At 39.3% G+C, this 13,684-nt stretch carries 17 protein-coding genes; 1 reads left to right on the forward strand and 16 read right to left on the reverse strand.

Features of this window, described 5'->3' with window-relative positions:
• Nucleotides 1-450 precede the first annotated feature (450 nt).
• The 9 genes from panD to GH754_RS08510 are packed head-to-tail and all read right to left on the reverse strand — an operon-like array spanning nucleotide 451 to nucleotide 7,483.
• Nucleotides 451-834: an aspartate 1-decarboxylase gene (gene panD / locus GH754_RS08470; RefSeq protein WP_153728302.1), complete on the reverse strand. Its 384-nt coding sequence runs from the start codon at nucleotides 832-834 to the stop codon at nucleotides 451-453.
• A gap of 43 nt (nucleotides 835-877) precedes the next feature.
• Nucleotides 878-1,747, reverse strand: a complete 870-nt coding sequence (gene panC / locus GH754_RS08475) for a pantoate--beta-alanine ligase (RefSeq protein ID WP_153728303.1) — start codon at nucleotides 1,745-1,747, stop codon at nucleotides 878-880.
• The gene (gene panB, locus GH754_RS08480) at nucleotides 1,747-2,583 is read right to left on the reverse strand and encodes a 3-methyl-2-oxobutanoate hydroxymethyltransferase (protein ID WP_153728304.1); all 837 of its coding nucleotides are present in this window, start codon (nucleotides 2,581-2,583) and stop codon (nucleotides 1,747-1,749) included. The genes panC and panB overlap by 1 nt, the downstream gene beginning before the upstream one ends.
• 5 nt (nucleotides 2,584-2,588) lie before the next feature.
• The gene (locus tag GH754_RS08485) at nucleotides 2,589-3,587 is read right to left on the reverse strand and encodes a biotin--[acetyl-CoA-carboxylase] ligase (RefSeq protein WP_228550203.1); all 999 of its coding nucleotides are present in this window, start codon (nucleotides 3,585-3,587) and stop codon (nucleotides 2,589-2,591) included.
• On the reverse strand, nucleotides 3,551-4,759 hold the full coding sequence (locus tag GH754_RS08490; protein WP_153728305.1) for a CCA tRNA nucleotidyltransferase: 1,209 nt from the start codon (nucleotides 4,757-4,759) through the stop codon (nucleotides 3,551-3,553). Before GH754_RS08490 ends, GH754_RS08485 begins: the two co-directional genes overlap by 37 nt.
• Before the next feature lie 3 nt (nucleotides 4,760-4,762).
• Nucleotides 4,763-5,896 carry an N-acetyl-alpha-D-glucosaminyl L-malate synthase BshA gene (gene bshA, locus GH754_RS08495; protein ID WP_153728306.1) on the reverse strand — a complete coding sequence of 378 codons (1,134 nt, stop codon included), beginning with the start codon at nucleotides 5,894-5,896 and terminating at the stop codon, nucleotides 4,763-4,765.
• 23 nt (nucleotides 5,897-5,919) lie between these two features.
• Nucleotides 5,920-6,321 carry a methylglyoxal synthase gene (gene mgsA / locus GH754_RS08500; RefSeq protein ID WP_153728307.1) on the reverse strand — a complete coding sequence of 134 codons (402 nt, stop codon included), beginning with the start codon at nucleotides 6,319-6,321 and terminating at the stop codon, nucleotides 5,920-5,922.
• A gap of 12 nt (nucleotides 6,322-6,333) precedes the next feature.
• Nucleotides 6,334-7,134 carry a 4-hydroxy-tetrahydrodipicolinate reductase gene (dapB, locus tag GH754_RS08505; RefSeq protein ID WP_153728308.1) on the reverse strand — a complete coding sequence of 267 codons (801 nt, stop codon included), beginning with the start codon at nucleotides 7,132-7,134 and terminating at the stop codon, nucleotides 6,334-6,336.
• Complete coding sequence (locus GH754_RS08510) at nucleotides 7,127-7,483, reverse strand: nucleotide pyrophosphohydrolase (protein ID WP_153728309.1); 357 nt, start codon at nucleotides 7,481-7,483, stop codon at nucleotides 7,127-7,129. Before GH754_RS08510 ends, dapB begins: the two co-directional genes overlap by 8 nt.
• Before the next feature lie 138 nt (nucleotides 7,484-7,621).
• On the opposite strand from GH754_RS08510, the gene GH754_RS08515 reads away from it, so the two are divergent.
• On the forward strand, nucleotides 7,622-8,494 hold the full coding sequence (locus GH754_RS08515; RefSeq protein WP_153728310.1) for a YitT family protein: 873 nt from the start codon (nucleotides 7,622-7,624) through the stop codon (nucleotides 8,492-8,494).
• 36 nt (nucleotides 8,495-8,530) lie between these two features.
• Here the strand turns inward: GH754_RS08515 and GH754_RS08520 are convergent, their stop codons facing one another.
• The 7 genes from GH754_RS08520 to GH754_RS08550 form a co-directional block, all read right to left on the reverse strand.
• Nucleotides 8,531-9,214, reverse strand: a complete 684-nt coding sequence (locus tag GH754_RS08520; RefSeq protein ID WP_153728311.1) for a zinc metallopeptidase — start codon at nucleotides 9,212-9,214, stop codon at nucleotides 8,531-8,533.
• A gap of 55 nt (nucleotides 9,215-9,269) precedes the next feature.
• Entirely contained in the window at nucleotides 9,270-10,058 is a 789-nt protein-coding gene (locus GH754_RS08525) for a sporulation protein YpjB (RefSeq protein ID WP_153728312.1), read from the reverse strand.
• A 63-nt stretch (nucleotides 10,059-10,121) separates the two neighbouring features.
• A complete protein-coding gene (lhaT, locus tag GH754_RS08530; RefSeq protein ID WP_153728313.1) occupies nucleotides 10,122-10,700 on the reverse strand; it encodes a lipoprotein heptaprenylglyceryl N-acetyltransferase LhaT in 579 nt (192 codons plus the stop codon).
• Between the two features lie 65 nt (nucleotides 10,701-10,765).
• Nucleotides 10,766-11,530, reverse strand: coding sequence for a menaquinol-cytochrome c reductase cytochrome b/c subunit (locus GH754_RS08535; RefSeq protein WP_323741928.1), 765 nt, complete (start codon nucleotides 11,528-11,530; stop codon nucleotides 10,766-10,768).
• 32 nt (nucleotides 11,531-11,562) lie between these two features.
• A complete protein-coding gene (gene qcrB / locus GH754_RS08540; RefSeq protein WP_153728314.1) occupies nucleotides 11,563-12,237 on the reverse strand; it encodes a menaquinol-cytochrome c reductase cytochrome b subunit in 675 nt (224 codons plus the stop codon).
• Between the two features lie 3 nt (nucleotides 12,238-12,240).
• Nucleotides 12,241-12,756, reverse strand: a complete 516-nt coding sequence (locus GH754_RS08545) for a ubiquinol-cytochrome c reductase iron-sulfur subunit (RefSeq protein WP_153728315.1) — start codon at nucleotides 12,754-12,756, stop codon at nucleotides 12,241-12,243.
• A 283-nt stretch (nucleotides 12,757-13,039) separates the two neighbouring features.
• Nucleotides 13,040-13,510 carry a DUF2487 family protein gene (locus GH754_RS08550; RefSeq protein WP_153728316.1) on the reverse strand — a complete coding sequence of 157 codons (471 nt, stop codon included), beginning with the start codon at nucleotides 13,508-13,510 and terminating at the stop codon, nucleotides 13,040-13,042.
• Nucleotides 13,511-13,684: the final 174 nt, after the last annotated feature.

The raw sequence follows: 13,684 nt of genomic DNA on the forward strand, positions 1-13,684 counted from the left end.
GGCAGAATACTCCGCTTTCCATGGGCACGGCCTCAGCCTCCTCGGAAGCAAAGACCGCTTCCTGCGGGGTCTTCACCACGCTTCCTCCCATAGGAGTCTCCGTATTCTGCCTCCACTATTGGAGTGTTTTGATGAATGCGGGGTTAAAAGCTTTTGTTTTCCAATAGTTCAGCTCTAAATAAACGAATGAGACACAGTCTAAAGCGGAGGAAATACACGAAGACTCCTGTGGGATCAAAGAGACAGGTGAGACCCCGCAACGTAGTGAGGAGGCTCACCGCTCGCCCGCGGAAAGCGAAGTGTATTACCGTAGCGATGGTTCCGCACTCATCAAATTGATATTTGGAAACAAGTCATGCTATAGTTACGTCGCATTTTCTATCTACTGCAAAGTACAAAAAGCAACAAAGTTTACAAATACAATAAGAGAATAGCTCCCACAGCAGGGAGCTATTTTATCGTTAGTGGTGGTTCTTCTGTAATCATTTCAACGATTTCATTTTTTTCGTTCATAATGGCGATCTTTGGACGATGACCTTTCAGTTCATTTCTAGAAAGAACTGCATATGAAACAATGATAATGACATCCTCTTTTTGAAACAAGCGAGCAGCAGCTCCGTTCAAACAAATCACACCACTACCACGTTCACCAGGGATTACATAGGTTTCAATTCTAGCTCCATTGTTGTTATTAACAATTTGTACTTTTTCGTGAGGTAAAATACCTACATCATCAATAATATCTTCATCAATGGTCACACTACCCACATAATTTAAGTTGGCTTCTGTTACACGAGCACGATGGATCTTGGCATTCATCATGGTGCGGAACATTTTCTTCTCCCCCTATAATATACGGCTCATTTATCATTTCTACTCAAGACGAGTAGGTGAGTTCTCCGTTCTCCTCTAAAATTAAATTATCAATTAGCCGAGCTTTTTCAAAATAGACAGCGACAGCAATAATGACTCTTTGATTCACCTCTTCTATTTCCCTCAATGTAGGATAAGTGAGGAGATCAACGTAGTCAATTTTACCACGAGTATGTGTTTTTATGAACTGGATAACTTCATTTATGATCAATGATTTCGTTTTTTGGCCATTCTGGATAAGGGCTTGTCCTTGTTGAAGGGCCTTATAAATATATTGAGCTTCTTCCTTTTCTTCAGAGGAAAGATACACATTACGGCTACTTTTCGCTAGCCCACTTGTTTCCCTTACAGTTGAAATGGGCCTTAATTCAATTGGAAAATTAAAGTCCTGCACCAAAGCATCTACAACGGCAAATTGTTGAGCATCCTTTAATCCAAAATAAGCTCGTTCTGGTAATACGATGTGAAATAGCTTTGTTAACACCGTTACAACACCGTCGAAATGTCCTTCCCTTGACCGACCGCATAAAACGTCCACCCGTTTTTGCATGGTTAATGTGAGGGACATAGGGGTCGGATACATCTCCTCTACTGAAGGAATAAATACGTAGTCTACTTGTTCCTGTTTCGCTACTTCAAAATCATGCTCCTCATCACGAGGATATCGATCAAAATCCTCGTTAGGTCCAAATTGTAGTGGATTAACAAAAATACTCATTACTAGTATATGGTTCTCTTCACGCCCCGCACGCAATAGTTGCTGATGCCCTTCATGAAGATAACCCATGGTTGGGACGAAGCCAATGGATTGAGAATCTCTTTTTGCACTTAGTGCGATTTGTTGCATCTCAGCAATAGAACGAATGATTTTCATTATTCTTTGCCTCCATATAGCGATGGTAGCTCATCTTCATCCATATGAAAGCTATGGTCTTCAGTTGGAAAAGAAACTTCTTTTACTTCCTGGACATAATGGGAAATTGACGACTTCACGAGTTCATTCATATTCCCATATGGTTTCACAAATTTAGGTAACCAGTCACCACCATACTGAAGAATATCGTGATAAACTAGAACCTGTCCATCACAATGTTTACCAGCGCCAATCCCAATCGTAGGAATGGAGATGTACTCAGTTACTAATCTTGCTAAGGATTCAGGTACACATTCTAACACGATTGCAATTGCGCCAGCCTCTTCAAGTTTTTTCGCATTCTCGATAAGCTCTTCAGCATCTTTTTTGTTCTTCCCTTGTATACGATATCCACCTAATACATTAACTGTTTGTGGGGTAAGTCCTAGATGGCCCACAACGGGAATACCAGCATGTGTTAAGTATTCAATTGTTTCGATAACCTCTCCGGCACCCTCAAGCTTTAAAGCCTGCGCATCTGTTTGCTGAAAAATTCGCTTAGCATTTTGCATTGTATCAGCCTTTGAGACATGAAATGACATAAACGGCATATCTACTACGACAAATGTATCGTCTGCGCCTCGCTTTACCGCTTTCCCATGATGAATCATATCATCGACGGTCACTGGAATTGTAGAATCGTAGCCTAAGACCACATTTCCGAGTGAATCCCCTACAAGAATAATATCTACTCCAGCCTCCTGTGAAAGCTTTGCTGATGGAAAATCATAGGCGGTAATCATTGAAATTTTTTCTTTGTTCTCTTTCATTTTTCGTAATTTCACACGTGAAATCATCGTGGTTATTCCCCCTTTTTCCAATCAATTTCAGCAGAATATAATACGCTTTTACTTTGATTTTCATCCTCTACTATGAGTGCGCCATCCTCATGAATACCAATTAATGTGGCCTCCCACTCTTTTCTTCTAGCCTTGACGGTGATGGTTTCACCTAAGCGATAAGCATCCTGCTCCCAAGCCTGTTTAATTGAAGAAAAACCTTGTTGAAGAAATAATTCATAGATGGATTCCATTTGATATAAAAGCTCCTGGATTAATTCCTCTCTCTTCCATGCCTTACCTGTTTCAAGTTGTATGGATGTGGCCACATCCTGTAAATCATCGGGGACAGCTTTTTGATCTAAATTCACATTTAGCCCAATTCCAATAATGACATACTCAATTAAATCTTGTTCTGCCTGCATTTCCGTAAGAATCCCTGCAAGCTTACGATCACCTACAAAGATATCATTTGGCCATTTTATTTTCGGTTGAACCCCAGTCAAAAATTTGAGCATTTTTGTAATGGCAACGGCACTCGCCAACGTTAATTGAGGGGCTCGGTGTGGTTCAATATCAGGTCGTAAAATGATGCTCATCCATATTCCTGAACCCTTTTGAGAATGCCATGGCCTATGTAATCGGCCCCTCCCCTTCAACTGCTCATCAGCGACAATTACGGTTCCATGCTCCGCGCCTTCACGGGCAAGCTGATGAGCAACCGTTTGTGTAGAGTCCACCTGCTCTTCAAAATGCATATTTTGGCCTAACCAGTCCGTCTTTAAGTTCCATTGAATTGTATTGACACTCATTCGCTCCGGAAAACGAACGATGCGGTACCCTTTACGGGAAACGGCCTCAATTTGATAGCCCTCATTTTCAAGACTTTTCATCTGCTTCCAAATGGCCGCCCTTGAGATATTAAGCTCATCAGAAAGCTTTTGTCCTGAAATATATTCGTCCTTTTTCTTAGCTAAAAGGGTTATCAACCTTTTTCTTGTCGATTCCATGCCCTCACCCATTCCTGTAATTCTTCTTTATTATTCTTAACCGTTCCAAATAAGACTTTTGATTCAAGAGACTTTATGAGCTCTTGTATCCATGGCCCAGGCCTTTCCTCTGGTTTTAGCTTTAAGATGTCATTACCATTGATAGCAAGGTCATTTCGACTTTTTATCGGTAAGTGATCATATTGCATTTGTAAATCCGCTTCAGATATTACATGCTCACCTATCAAAATAGTCGTTAAATGTGCAAAGGGTTGAAGTAGCTGTGGCTGTAATTGATATAAAATGTCTGGACGTAATTCTTTATACTGCATGTAAGCCTGAAAAGCCTGCAATAGCTGTAGGCTATCCTTTTTAACTGCATTTGAGAGTTTCCATTCTTTACACCAATAATCGATAGTGAAGCTTTCATTAAATAGGTGCATGCAGGTAATGGCTTCAGACAATGAAGAAAATGGTGTTTTAACATGAAGCTGACTTTTATGGACTAAATCATGATCTTTGTTAAAGCATGGCAAAAAACGATAAATGTCTGTATGTACTAAATGCTGATGAGCCTGTTGAATATGTTTGCCTAACCAGAGTTTTTCCATTTCAATAGCTAAACGCTCTACCGCTATTTTTTCGAGTAAATAACCATATTCCATGATTGCTTCTTTCGTACGTTCTTCTAAGGAAAAGCCGAGCTGGCTTACAAACCTTAGGGCACGCATCATACGTAATGGGTCTTCCTGAAAGCGCCCGGCAGCTTCATTAACAGTTTTGATGGTGTTAGATTTTAAATCACTCTGACCATGGAATGGATCAATGATGTCTCCATTTTTGTTCATTGCCATTGCATTTATGGTGAAATCTCTTCTAGAAAGATCTAAATGTAAATCCTTCACAAAATCGACTTTGTCTGGATGCCGATAATCCTCATACCCACTTTCGATACGATAAGTTGTGACCTCAAAGGACTTTTGCTTATGTCTGACTAAAACTGTACCGTGTTCAATACCGACAGGCACAGTTTTCTCAAAAAGTTTCACTACTTCTTCAGGAGGTGCACTAGTCGCAATATCAATATCACTAATAGAACGGTTGAGAAGCTCATCTCGAACCGCCCCACCAACAAAATAAGCTTCGTATCCATGGTATTCAAGGTGCTCAAGGATAGGAATAGCTTCTTTAAATAATGGATTCATGGATTATTCATCCTTCAATAAGAGTGATTGATAAAGGTCTTCATATTGCTCAACAATTTGATTGGAATGAAAATGTTGTTCCACTCGTTCAATAGCTGCCTGTGAAAATTGACTCCACAGTTGATCGTTTTTCAACAATTGCAATGCCTTCAAGCTGATGTTTTCGATGTCATTTACAGAGCATATGTAACCTGTTTGTCCATCAACAATTACTTCTGGTACACCACCTGCATCCGTACCAATACAAGGAACGCCGCATGCCATCGCCTCTAAAAGAACTAATCCGAAGCTTTCCTTTTCCGATAGTAATAATTTTAAATCGGCAATTGAAAGTAGCTCTGAAACATTTTCTTGCTTTCCTAAAAATAATACATGTTCCTCAATACCTAGTTCCTCAATTAGGTGCCGAACTGTCATATAATCCGGTCCATCCCCAATAAGTAAAAGCTTGGCGGGCATTTGATCCACCACATTAGCAAAAACCTGAATAACATCAGGAACTCTTTTCACCTTGCGAAAGTTGGATATATGTACCAGGACCTTTTCATGTTCTTGAATACCAAGTTCCTTTTTTAGTTGATTGATGGACTTTTTGCTATATTCACGTTCATCGACAAAATTATAAATCACGTTAATATCCTTCTGAACATCTAACATGTCTTTCGTTTGTTCTTTAAGACTTTCAGAAACTGCTGTAACGCTATCCGATTTCTCAATGCCAAACCTTATTACATTCGTTAAACTTAAATCTACCCCTAGTACGGTAATATCTGTTCCGTGTAAGGTAGTCACGATCTTCACATCTCGTTTTGCCATTTGCTTTGCTAGGATTGCGCATATAGCATGGGGAACGGCATAATGAACATGTAATATATCTAGCTTTTCACGGTCTATCACTTCAGCCATTTTGCTAGATAAGGCTAGATCATAAGGGGGATGCTGAAATATCGGATAATTCGTTACTTCAACCTCATGAAAATAAATGTTTGGATATAATCTTGTTAAACGAAACGGCATGTTTGAGGATATAAAATGAATTTCATGTCCTCTTTCGGCCAGCAACTTACCTAACTCAGTTGCAATGACTCCAGATCCACCAACGGAAGGATAGCAGGTAATCCCTATTTTTAAACTCATTATTTTCACCCTAACTTCGATGTCTATTCTTTGTCTATTAATTCCCTCCATTGAAGATCTCCACGGTCTAGTCCGTGGATTAAAACCTCTGCAGCAGCAATATTTGTTGCTAACGGAATTTTGTATACATCACACAAGCGTAATAAAGCGCTCACGTCAGGTTCATGTGGTTGAGCAGTTAATGGATCTCGGAAAAAGATAACGATATCCATGTCATTTTGAGCAATCATAGCTCCAATTTGCTGATCACCACCTAATGGACCCGATTGAAAGCGTTGAACCGGTAACCCCACCTTTTCCATAATGATTTTCCCAGTGGTCCCTGTCCCATATAAAGTATGTTCTTCAAAAATGGGTTTATAGGCTAACACAAAATTGACGAGCTCCTTTTTCATCTGATCGTGAGCTATTAATGCAATGTTCATTAGTTTCCCCCTCTATTCTAATAGGTTTTCAAGGCCATATACCAATGTGTGAATTCGTTGAACTTGGTCAACAGCAAGCTTCACTCCACTCATAAAGGATTGGCGATGATGGGAGTCATGCTTGATTGTTAAGGTCTCACCTGTACCTCCGAATATAACTTCCTGGTGTGCAACTAATCCAGGTAAGCGAACACTATGTATTCTCATGCCATCTTCATTGGCGCCACGGGCACCGGGAATGGTTTCCTTTTCCTCAGGATGCCCTTGAACCTTGCTGTCCCTAACCTCTTCAATTAATTGGGCAGTTTTCACGGCTGTTCCAGATGGTGCATCTAGTTTTTGGTCATGATGCTTTTCAATGATTTCAACATCAGGAAAATATTTGGCTGCCCATTTCGAAAATTGCATCATGAGCACAGCTCCAACAGCAAAGTTTGGCGCAATTACCGTCCCAAGCTCTTTTTGTTCGGATAAATCCTGTAATTCCTCAAGCTGTTCCTGAGTAAAGCCAGTAGTACCAACCACAGGTCTAATTCCATTCTCTAAAGCAAGACGCGTATGTTTATAACCGACTTCAGGTGATGTTAAGTCAATTAAGACATCAGCATCCAATTGCTGAAACGCCTTTTCGACATCTGAAAAAATCTCTGCATCTAATTTAGGTAGTCCTTCAAGATCACTTACTTTCTCACCATCATGCTTACGATCAATACAGCCTACAAGTTCAAATTCAGGCGTGTTTTCAATTAATCGTAAGGCTTCACTCCCCATTTTCCCTCTAGGTCCTGCTACAATAATTTTTACATTACTCATTCTCTTCACCATCCTGCTGCTCTTTTTTTGTCCATCGGTCTTTATCTCTTGTTTCAATTTTCGTCATGGCTTTATCAAAGGCTTGGCTAACATCAATGTTTAAAGAATTGGCAAAGCATAGAACTACAAACATTAAATCCCCAAGCTCATCTTCTATGGTGTTTTCCTTTTCCGTTTTCTTCTTTGGTTTTTCTCCATAATAATGGTTAACCTCTCGAGCCATTTCCCCCATCTCTTCAGTGAGTCGTGCCATTAAGCTAAGAGGGGAAAAATAACCTTCTTTAAATTGTGATATGTAATCATCTACTCGTTTTTGCATTTCCTTTGTTGTATATTCTGTTTTTGTCATGAAAATCCCTCTTTCAAAACATGTTCATCACATTCATGTTAGCTAAAGACGCACGATTTGACAAATCTTTTACCTATGTTGATGTAAAATTTTCCACTGGGTATAATAGTGGATGTGACTGAATGTGGAGGTGACGTCATGTTTCGTGGCTTAAAAATTAAAAATTTAGTACTAATCATAGTTGGTTCAGCTATTTTTTCCTTTGGCTTGGTTCATTTTAACATGCAAAATAACTTAGCAGAGGGCGGGTTCACTGGAATTACACTGCTCTTGTTTTACTTATTTAATTGGGACCCAGCTGTTATGAATATTGTGCTAAATATACCTGTCTTTTTAGTAGGGTGGAAGCTACTTGGGAGATTAACCTTTTTGTATACTATTTTAGGCACGGTTGCAGTATCTATTTTCTTATGGCTCTTCCAGAAGCATTATTTTGAATTTCCGCTTGAAGATGACATGACGCTTGCAGCTTTGTTTGCCGGTACCTTTGTTGGGGTAGGTTTAGGGATTATATTTCGTTATGGGGGAACTACAGGTGGATCTGATATTATCGCCCGTCTAGCCCATAAGTATGCAGGTTGGAGTATGGGTAGATCAATGTTTTTATTTGATGCATTGGTAATCTTTGCGTCCATCATCTTTTACTTGCAGCCTTTAGAAGGAATGTATACCCTTGTAGCCGTGTTTATTGGTGCTCGCGTTATTGATTTAATTCAAGAAGGTGCATATGCAGCGAGAGGCGCTACCATCATTTCCGAAAAAAGTGATCAAATCGCTGCAAAGATTTTAAAAGACATGGACCGTGGAGTTACCGTGTTGGAAGGTAGAGGAAGTTTCACCGGGGCAAAACGTGATGTGTTATATTGTGTTGTGGGCAGAAACGAAATAGTCAGGTTGCGGAGTATTATTACATCCATAGATCCTCATGCTTTTGTAGCCTTGAGCTCAGTGCATGATGTGATGGGAGAAGGTTTTACCCTAGATGAACATAAAAACCCCATATCTGAATAACAAAAAGCCTAGTACTTCTAAGTACTAGGCTTACCTTTAATCTTCATTCATTCCAATGTACATCAAAACAAAACGAAGTAATTCCATAAGCGCTACAACAGCAGCAGCTACATAAGTTAATGCCGCAGCATTGAGAACCTTTTTCGTTTCTCTTTCTTCATTACTACGTATAATTCCAGTTGAAACGAGTTGATCCATTGCTCTTGTTGAGGCATTGAATTCAACCGGTAGTGTCACGACTTGGAATAACACAGCAGCTGCCATAAAGATGATACCTAATAGGAACAATTGTCCTGCTCCCATGATTATACCTGCAAGAATCAGAAAGAATGACATATTTGAACCTAAGCTTGCCACTGGTACAAGGGTATGTCTAAAGCGTAGAAAGGCATAACTTTCTGCATCTTGTATAGCGTGTCCAACTTCGTGAGCTGCAACGGCTGCCGCAGCTTGAGAATGTCCGTGGTAGTTATTTGTTGATAGACGTACCGTTTTGGATCTAGGATCGTAGTGATCTGTCATTAGCCCGCGTACTTCCTCAATTTGTACATCAAACAGCCCATTATCATCCAATACTTTACGAGCTACTTGAGCACCTGTCATATAAGATGAATTCTCGATTTTTGAATATTTCTTATACGTACTCTTCACCCTTGATTGTGCCCATAATGGAACAATAAGAAGTATCGCGAAATAGATCAGGTATGCACCCAAAGTCATTAGGCAACTCCTCCATCATATAAGTATCTTTCTAAGGTCAATTATAGTCAGATACTTATAAATCGTCAACTTTTTTGACTTTCTCCTGTTTCTTTTCACCCTTATATTTTCTCCAGCCTACATACATTAATGTAAAAACAATGACCCCTCCAACAGAAATGATGAGCCAGCCAAAGGATGCATCATCATCTTCTTTACTGTCTGTTGGTTGTTCGGTTTGAAGTTGATCAACGGTTTTTTGCATCACATGTAATGCATTCAACATGTCCTCTTCATTGTTCACATTATTTAAATTAATAAACTGCTCGTCCAACTCCTCCCAAAGTTCTGTGCTTTGTTTCGCTTTCCAAGCTGGGTAAATGACACTATAGAAGTCCATCGTTTTAGAAAATTCACTTTTCAGTTCAGTTGTTTCACTTTCTAAGCCTACTTGGATTTGTTCAGTTAGACGATCTTCCCAGGCGGAAACCATTTGACTGTTTGGATTTTGAACACTTTCCATCATTAAAACAAAGCTTAAAACCTTGTCCATCTTCAGCTCATCATTTTGAATGTCTGATTCCAAGTGTCTGATTGTATTATGCGTAATATCATATACATAATCGAGCTTCTGTTTGGATACAGATAAGTGTCCCGTATCCAATGCAACTACAATTTGATTCAACTTTTCTTTAGCAGCATTATACTTTTTGGCTTCCGTCAACTCAAGAACCGTATACACTTCATCCGATAGATCATATGCTTTTCCTTCTTCATGGTGTGCAAGCAACGGTGATGACATCGATAATAGGAAAACCGTAAACACAAATACATTAAAAATTCTTTTGAAATTTTTTACTACCATAAGACTTGTCCCCTCTCCTCACACTTCTAGTAAATCGTATGCAAGGAGTGGACAAACTAGAACCTATCTTATTTGAATCGTTTTCCTTACATTAAAGGCATACACCAGTCCAATACAAAAGATGCTTAACCAGAATGTAAAGTAGCCAATCTCATTCATATAGTCCATTAATTGACCATAGACAGGCATCATTTCAAATACATAATCAATGACATCATTATGGAGGGTCCAGATTGCCGCGACAGCTAAATGACGCAATTTGATTTTATAAAAAGGGGCATAGATCATAGCCTGAATAGCCATTGCCCCATGTGAAAAAATTAACATATAGCCCGCCATACTAAGCCCACCACTTATTTGCATCGTTAATATATTCATGATGACAGCCCAGACTCCGTACTTTACTAGTGTGATAAAGGCTAACGCTTCGATGTAAGGTGCATTTTTATCTAAAATAAAATACAAAAGTACAATGACGAAAAACAGGCTAGCCGTTGGACTGTCAGGAACAAAAATCAGAAATTTTGCTGGAGTTACGGACAATTGACTTCCATACCATAAATAGCCATAAATTGTACCTAATAAATTAATGACAAATAATAAGACCAATATGCGCTTGTCCATGAGCAATATCTTAAACATTGTGATAACTCCTTATGTATGAAGAAAAGCTGACTCTATACAAGTCAGCTTTCTCTTTGAGTAGATTATTTTTCATTTAAAGAAATAATGAAATCAGCAAGCTTTTGTAGTTCTTCGTCAGACCCTTCAAATGCGTTTGCTGGCATACTACCTATACCATTGACAGCAATGTCTTTAATTTCGTCAGCTGTGTGGTCAATATCAAGAAGCGGCGGTCCACTCACACCTTCTAAGTTTTCACCATGACAATTGATACAGCTTTGTTGAGAGTATATTTGATAGCCTTCACTCTCTTTATCAATTTCAACACTCTCGACAATTTTGTTTGCTTCTGCACGAGTTTCCCAATCTACGTGGTCAGCCGCTTCCCAAGTTAACCAAAAGACAGCAGCAATCCCAATAAGCATTAGGCTAGTAGCAATGGGACGACGAGTTGGTCTACGTTCTGGTCCTTTATCCAGGAACGGTGCAAGCATTAATGCACCAAAGGCAAGTCCTGGTATAATCACTGTACCAACAACAACCCAATCACCACTTGCAAATGGGTACTTTAATAATTGGTATAAGAATAAGAAATACCAGTCTGGTAAAGGTATATAACCTGGAGTTGACGGATCTGCCAATTTTTCAAGCGGGGCAGGAGCCGCAACTGTTAAACATAAAAATCCAACGAGAAACACAGCGCCTGCTAGCCATTCCTTCAATAGGAAGTTCGGCCAGAATGGTTCTGTTCTTCCTGGATATTCCGAATAATCTTTCGGTATATGGCGATCATCGTTTTCACGGACACGTGAGTCGCCAACAAATTTCATGCCCTTTCCTCTATGCACAGTAATCCCTCCTTTATTCACTCAATTGAATCTTACAATGGTCCTGAGATACCTTGACGACGAATCATGATAAAGTGAGTAGCCATTAAGGCAAATAGTGCTGCAGGTAGGAAGAATACGTGTATCGCAAAGAACCTTGTAAGAGTCTGAGCTCCGACAATTTCAGGATCTCCGGCTAATAGTATTTTTAGGTCTTCCCCGATAAATGGCACACTTTCAGCAATCTGTAATGTTACCTGAGTTGCAAATAACGCTTTGTTATCCCATGGAAGTAAGTAACCTGTAAGTCCAAGCGCTAACATAACGAAAAATAGAAGTACACCAACAATCCAGTTTAATTCACGTGGTTTCTTGTATGCACCCTGGAAGAAAACACGTAACGTATGTAAAAACAACATCACTATAACAACACTTGCACCCCAGTGATGCATGCCACGAACGATTTGTCCGTGTGCTACTTCTTGCTGTAGGTAAAAGACTGAGTTCCACGCATTTTCAATATCGGGTACGTAATACATGGTTAGAAACATTCCTGATAGGATTTGGATTACCGTTACAAAGAATGTTAAACCACCAAAACAATATACGAATGCAGAGAAGTGGTGAGCCGGGTTTACATGCTCAGGAACTTCATGATCTGCAATATCACGCCATATTGGGGTTATATCTACGCGCTCATCAATCCAGTCATAAATCTTTTGCAACATGTATTACGCCTCCTCTCTTGGTATAGCTTTTCCTAGATAAAGAATTCCATTTTCAATTTTGTGTTCATAAACAGCCAATGGAGCTGTAGGTGGTGTGTTTGGTACGTTTACACCATCTTTTGTGTACAACCCATCATGACAAGGGCAATAGAAGTGTTCAGGATAATTTTCATTATCATTCCAGCCTACAAAACAACCTAAGTGAGTACAGGTTGGATCGAGAGCAATAATACTTCCATCCTCTTGCTTATAAACCCAAGCAACCTTTTCAACTGTTGATTCATACCAAGCATCAACTTGTTCAACATTGAAGGCTACTCTTTTTGGTTCAGTCGTAATATCTTCCTCAGAGATTTTGGCAGATACAAATTCTCCACCCTCATCTGGTTGTAATACTGGATCAATTGCAAACCGAACCATTGGTGCTAACATACCAGCAGCCATAAAACCTCCAACGCCTGTTAACGTGTAGTTTAGAAACTGCCGACGGGAAACTTGATTCTTCTTGTCTTTACTCATTTTGCTTTTCCCCCCTCTTCTCATATATTTCAACGATCAGGGTCATTAATTGTATACATGCTTACTAGGACATTACAATGATAGCGCAAACTTGAAATATGGTCAATCAAATTCACAATTTTGTGCTAGGTTTCTTTTCAAAATAATGAAGTATACTATGAACCCCATGACAAAAGCATTGTACTCCTATAACTAGTGAATATTCCTTATCGTGGAAAAATATTGGGCATGTACCATTTTAGTATAAGATAAAACAACTTCTTTCATACTAGAGTCCTAACTCTCACGTTTCTGACCAATAAGCACGGATAAGATCTGTGATTTGCTCGTTTTGGTCTAAAATAACCTTCTTCGTTTCTTCCTGATGAATATCACCATCTTTTAGAATAGGTAACCATAGCAATTGACCTTCTAGGTTTTTCTCATGTTTTTTCCACTTCGCATCGAAGGTTAAATAAAAAACAAACTGAAATGGCTGTGTTTTCAATTGTTCATAATACCCATTTAGCCGTTCAACTTCATCCTCTATCTTACTTGTAGCTAAATAGGAATAGGTAGGGAAACGAAAAATTCTCCCTTTGTATTCCTTTTCGAGGCGTTCTGTAAAAACATCCATCACCTCGTGTTGGTACGTTAATGACAAAAGGTCTTCGTCATTCCCCTCCATCGAAAACGGGAGAAGTGGAACAATGGCTGTGTCGATGTATTCCTTAGACTTAAGGTACTGCTGCATGTCTTGCCGTTTCCATTTCATTCCTTACACCTCTATATCTATATTTTCTACTACATTTTACTAAAACTATTCATGAAGTTAAACTTTTTTCATTGAAAAATGAAGTTTATGGATGGATTTTGTTGTTTTTAAGTGGGCTTTAGGATATTTGGCTGGGGGATGGCGCAGGGGGTGGCAAAGCGGGCGGAAGCTAAA

The sequence above is a fragment of the Salinibacillus xinjiangensis genome (genome assembly GCF_009649735.1).
GTDB lineage: Bacteria > Bacillota > Bacilli > Bacillales > Alkalibacillaceae > Salinibacillus > Salinibacillus xinjiangensis.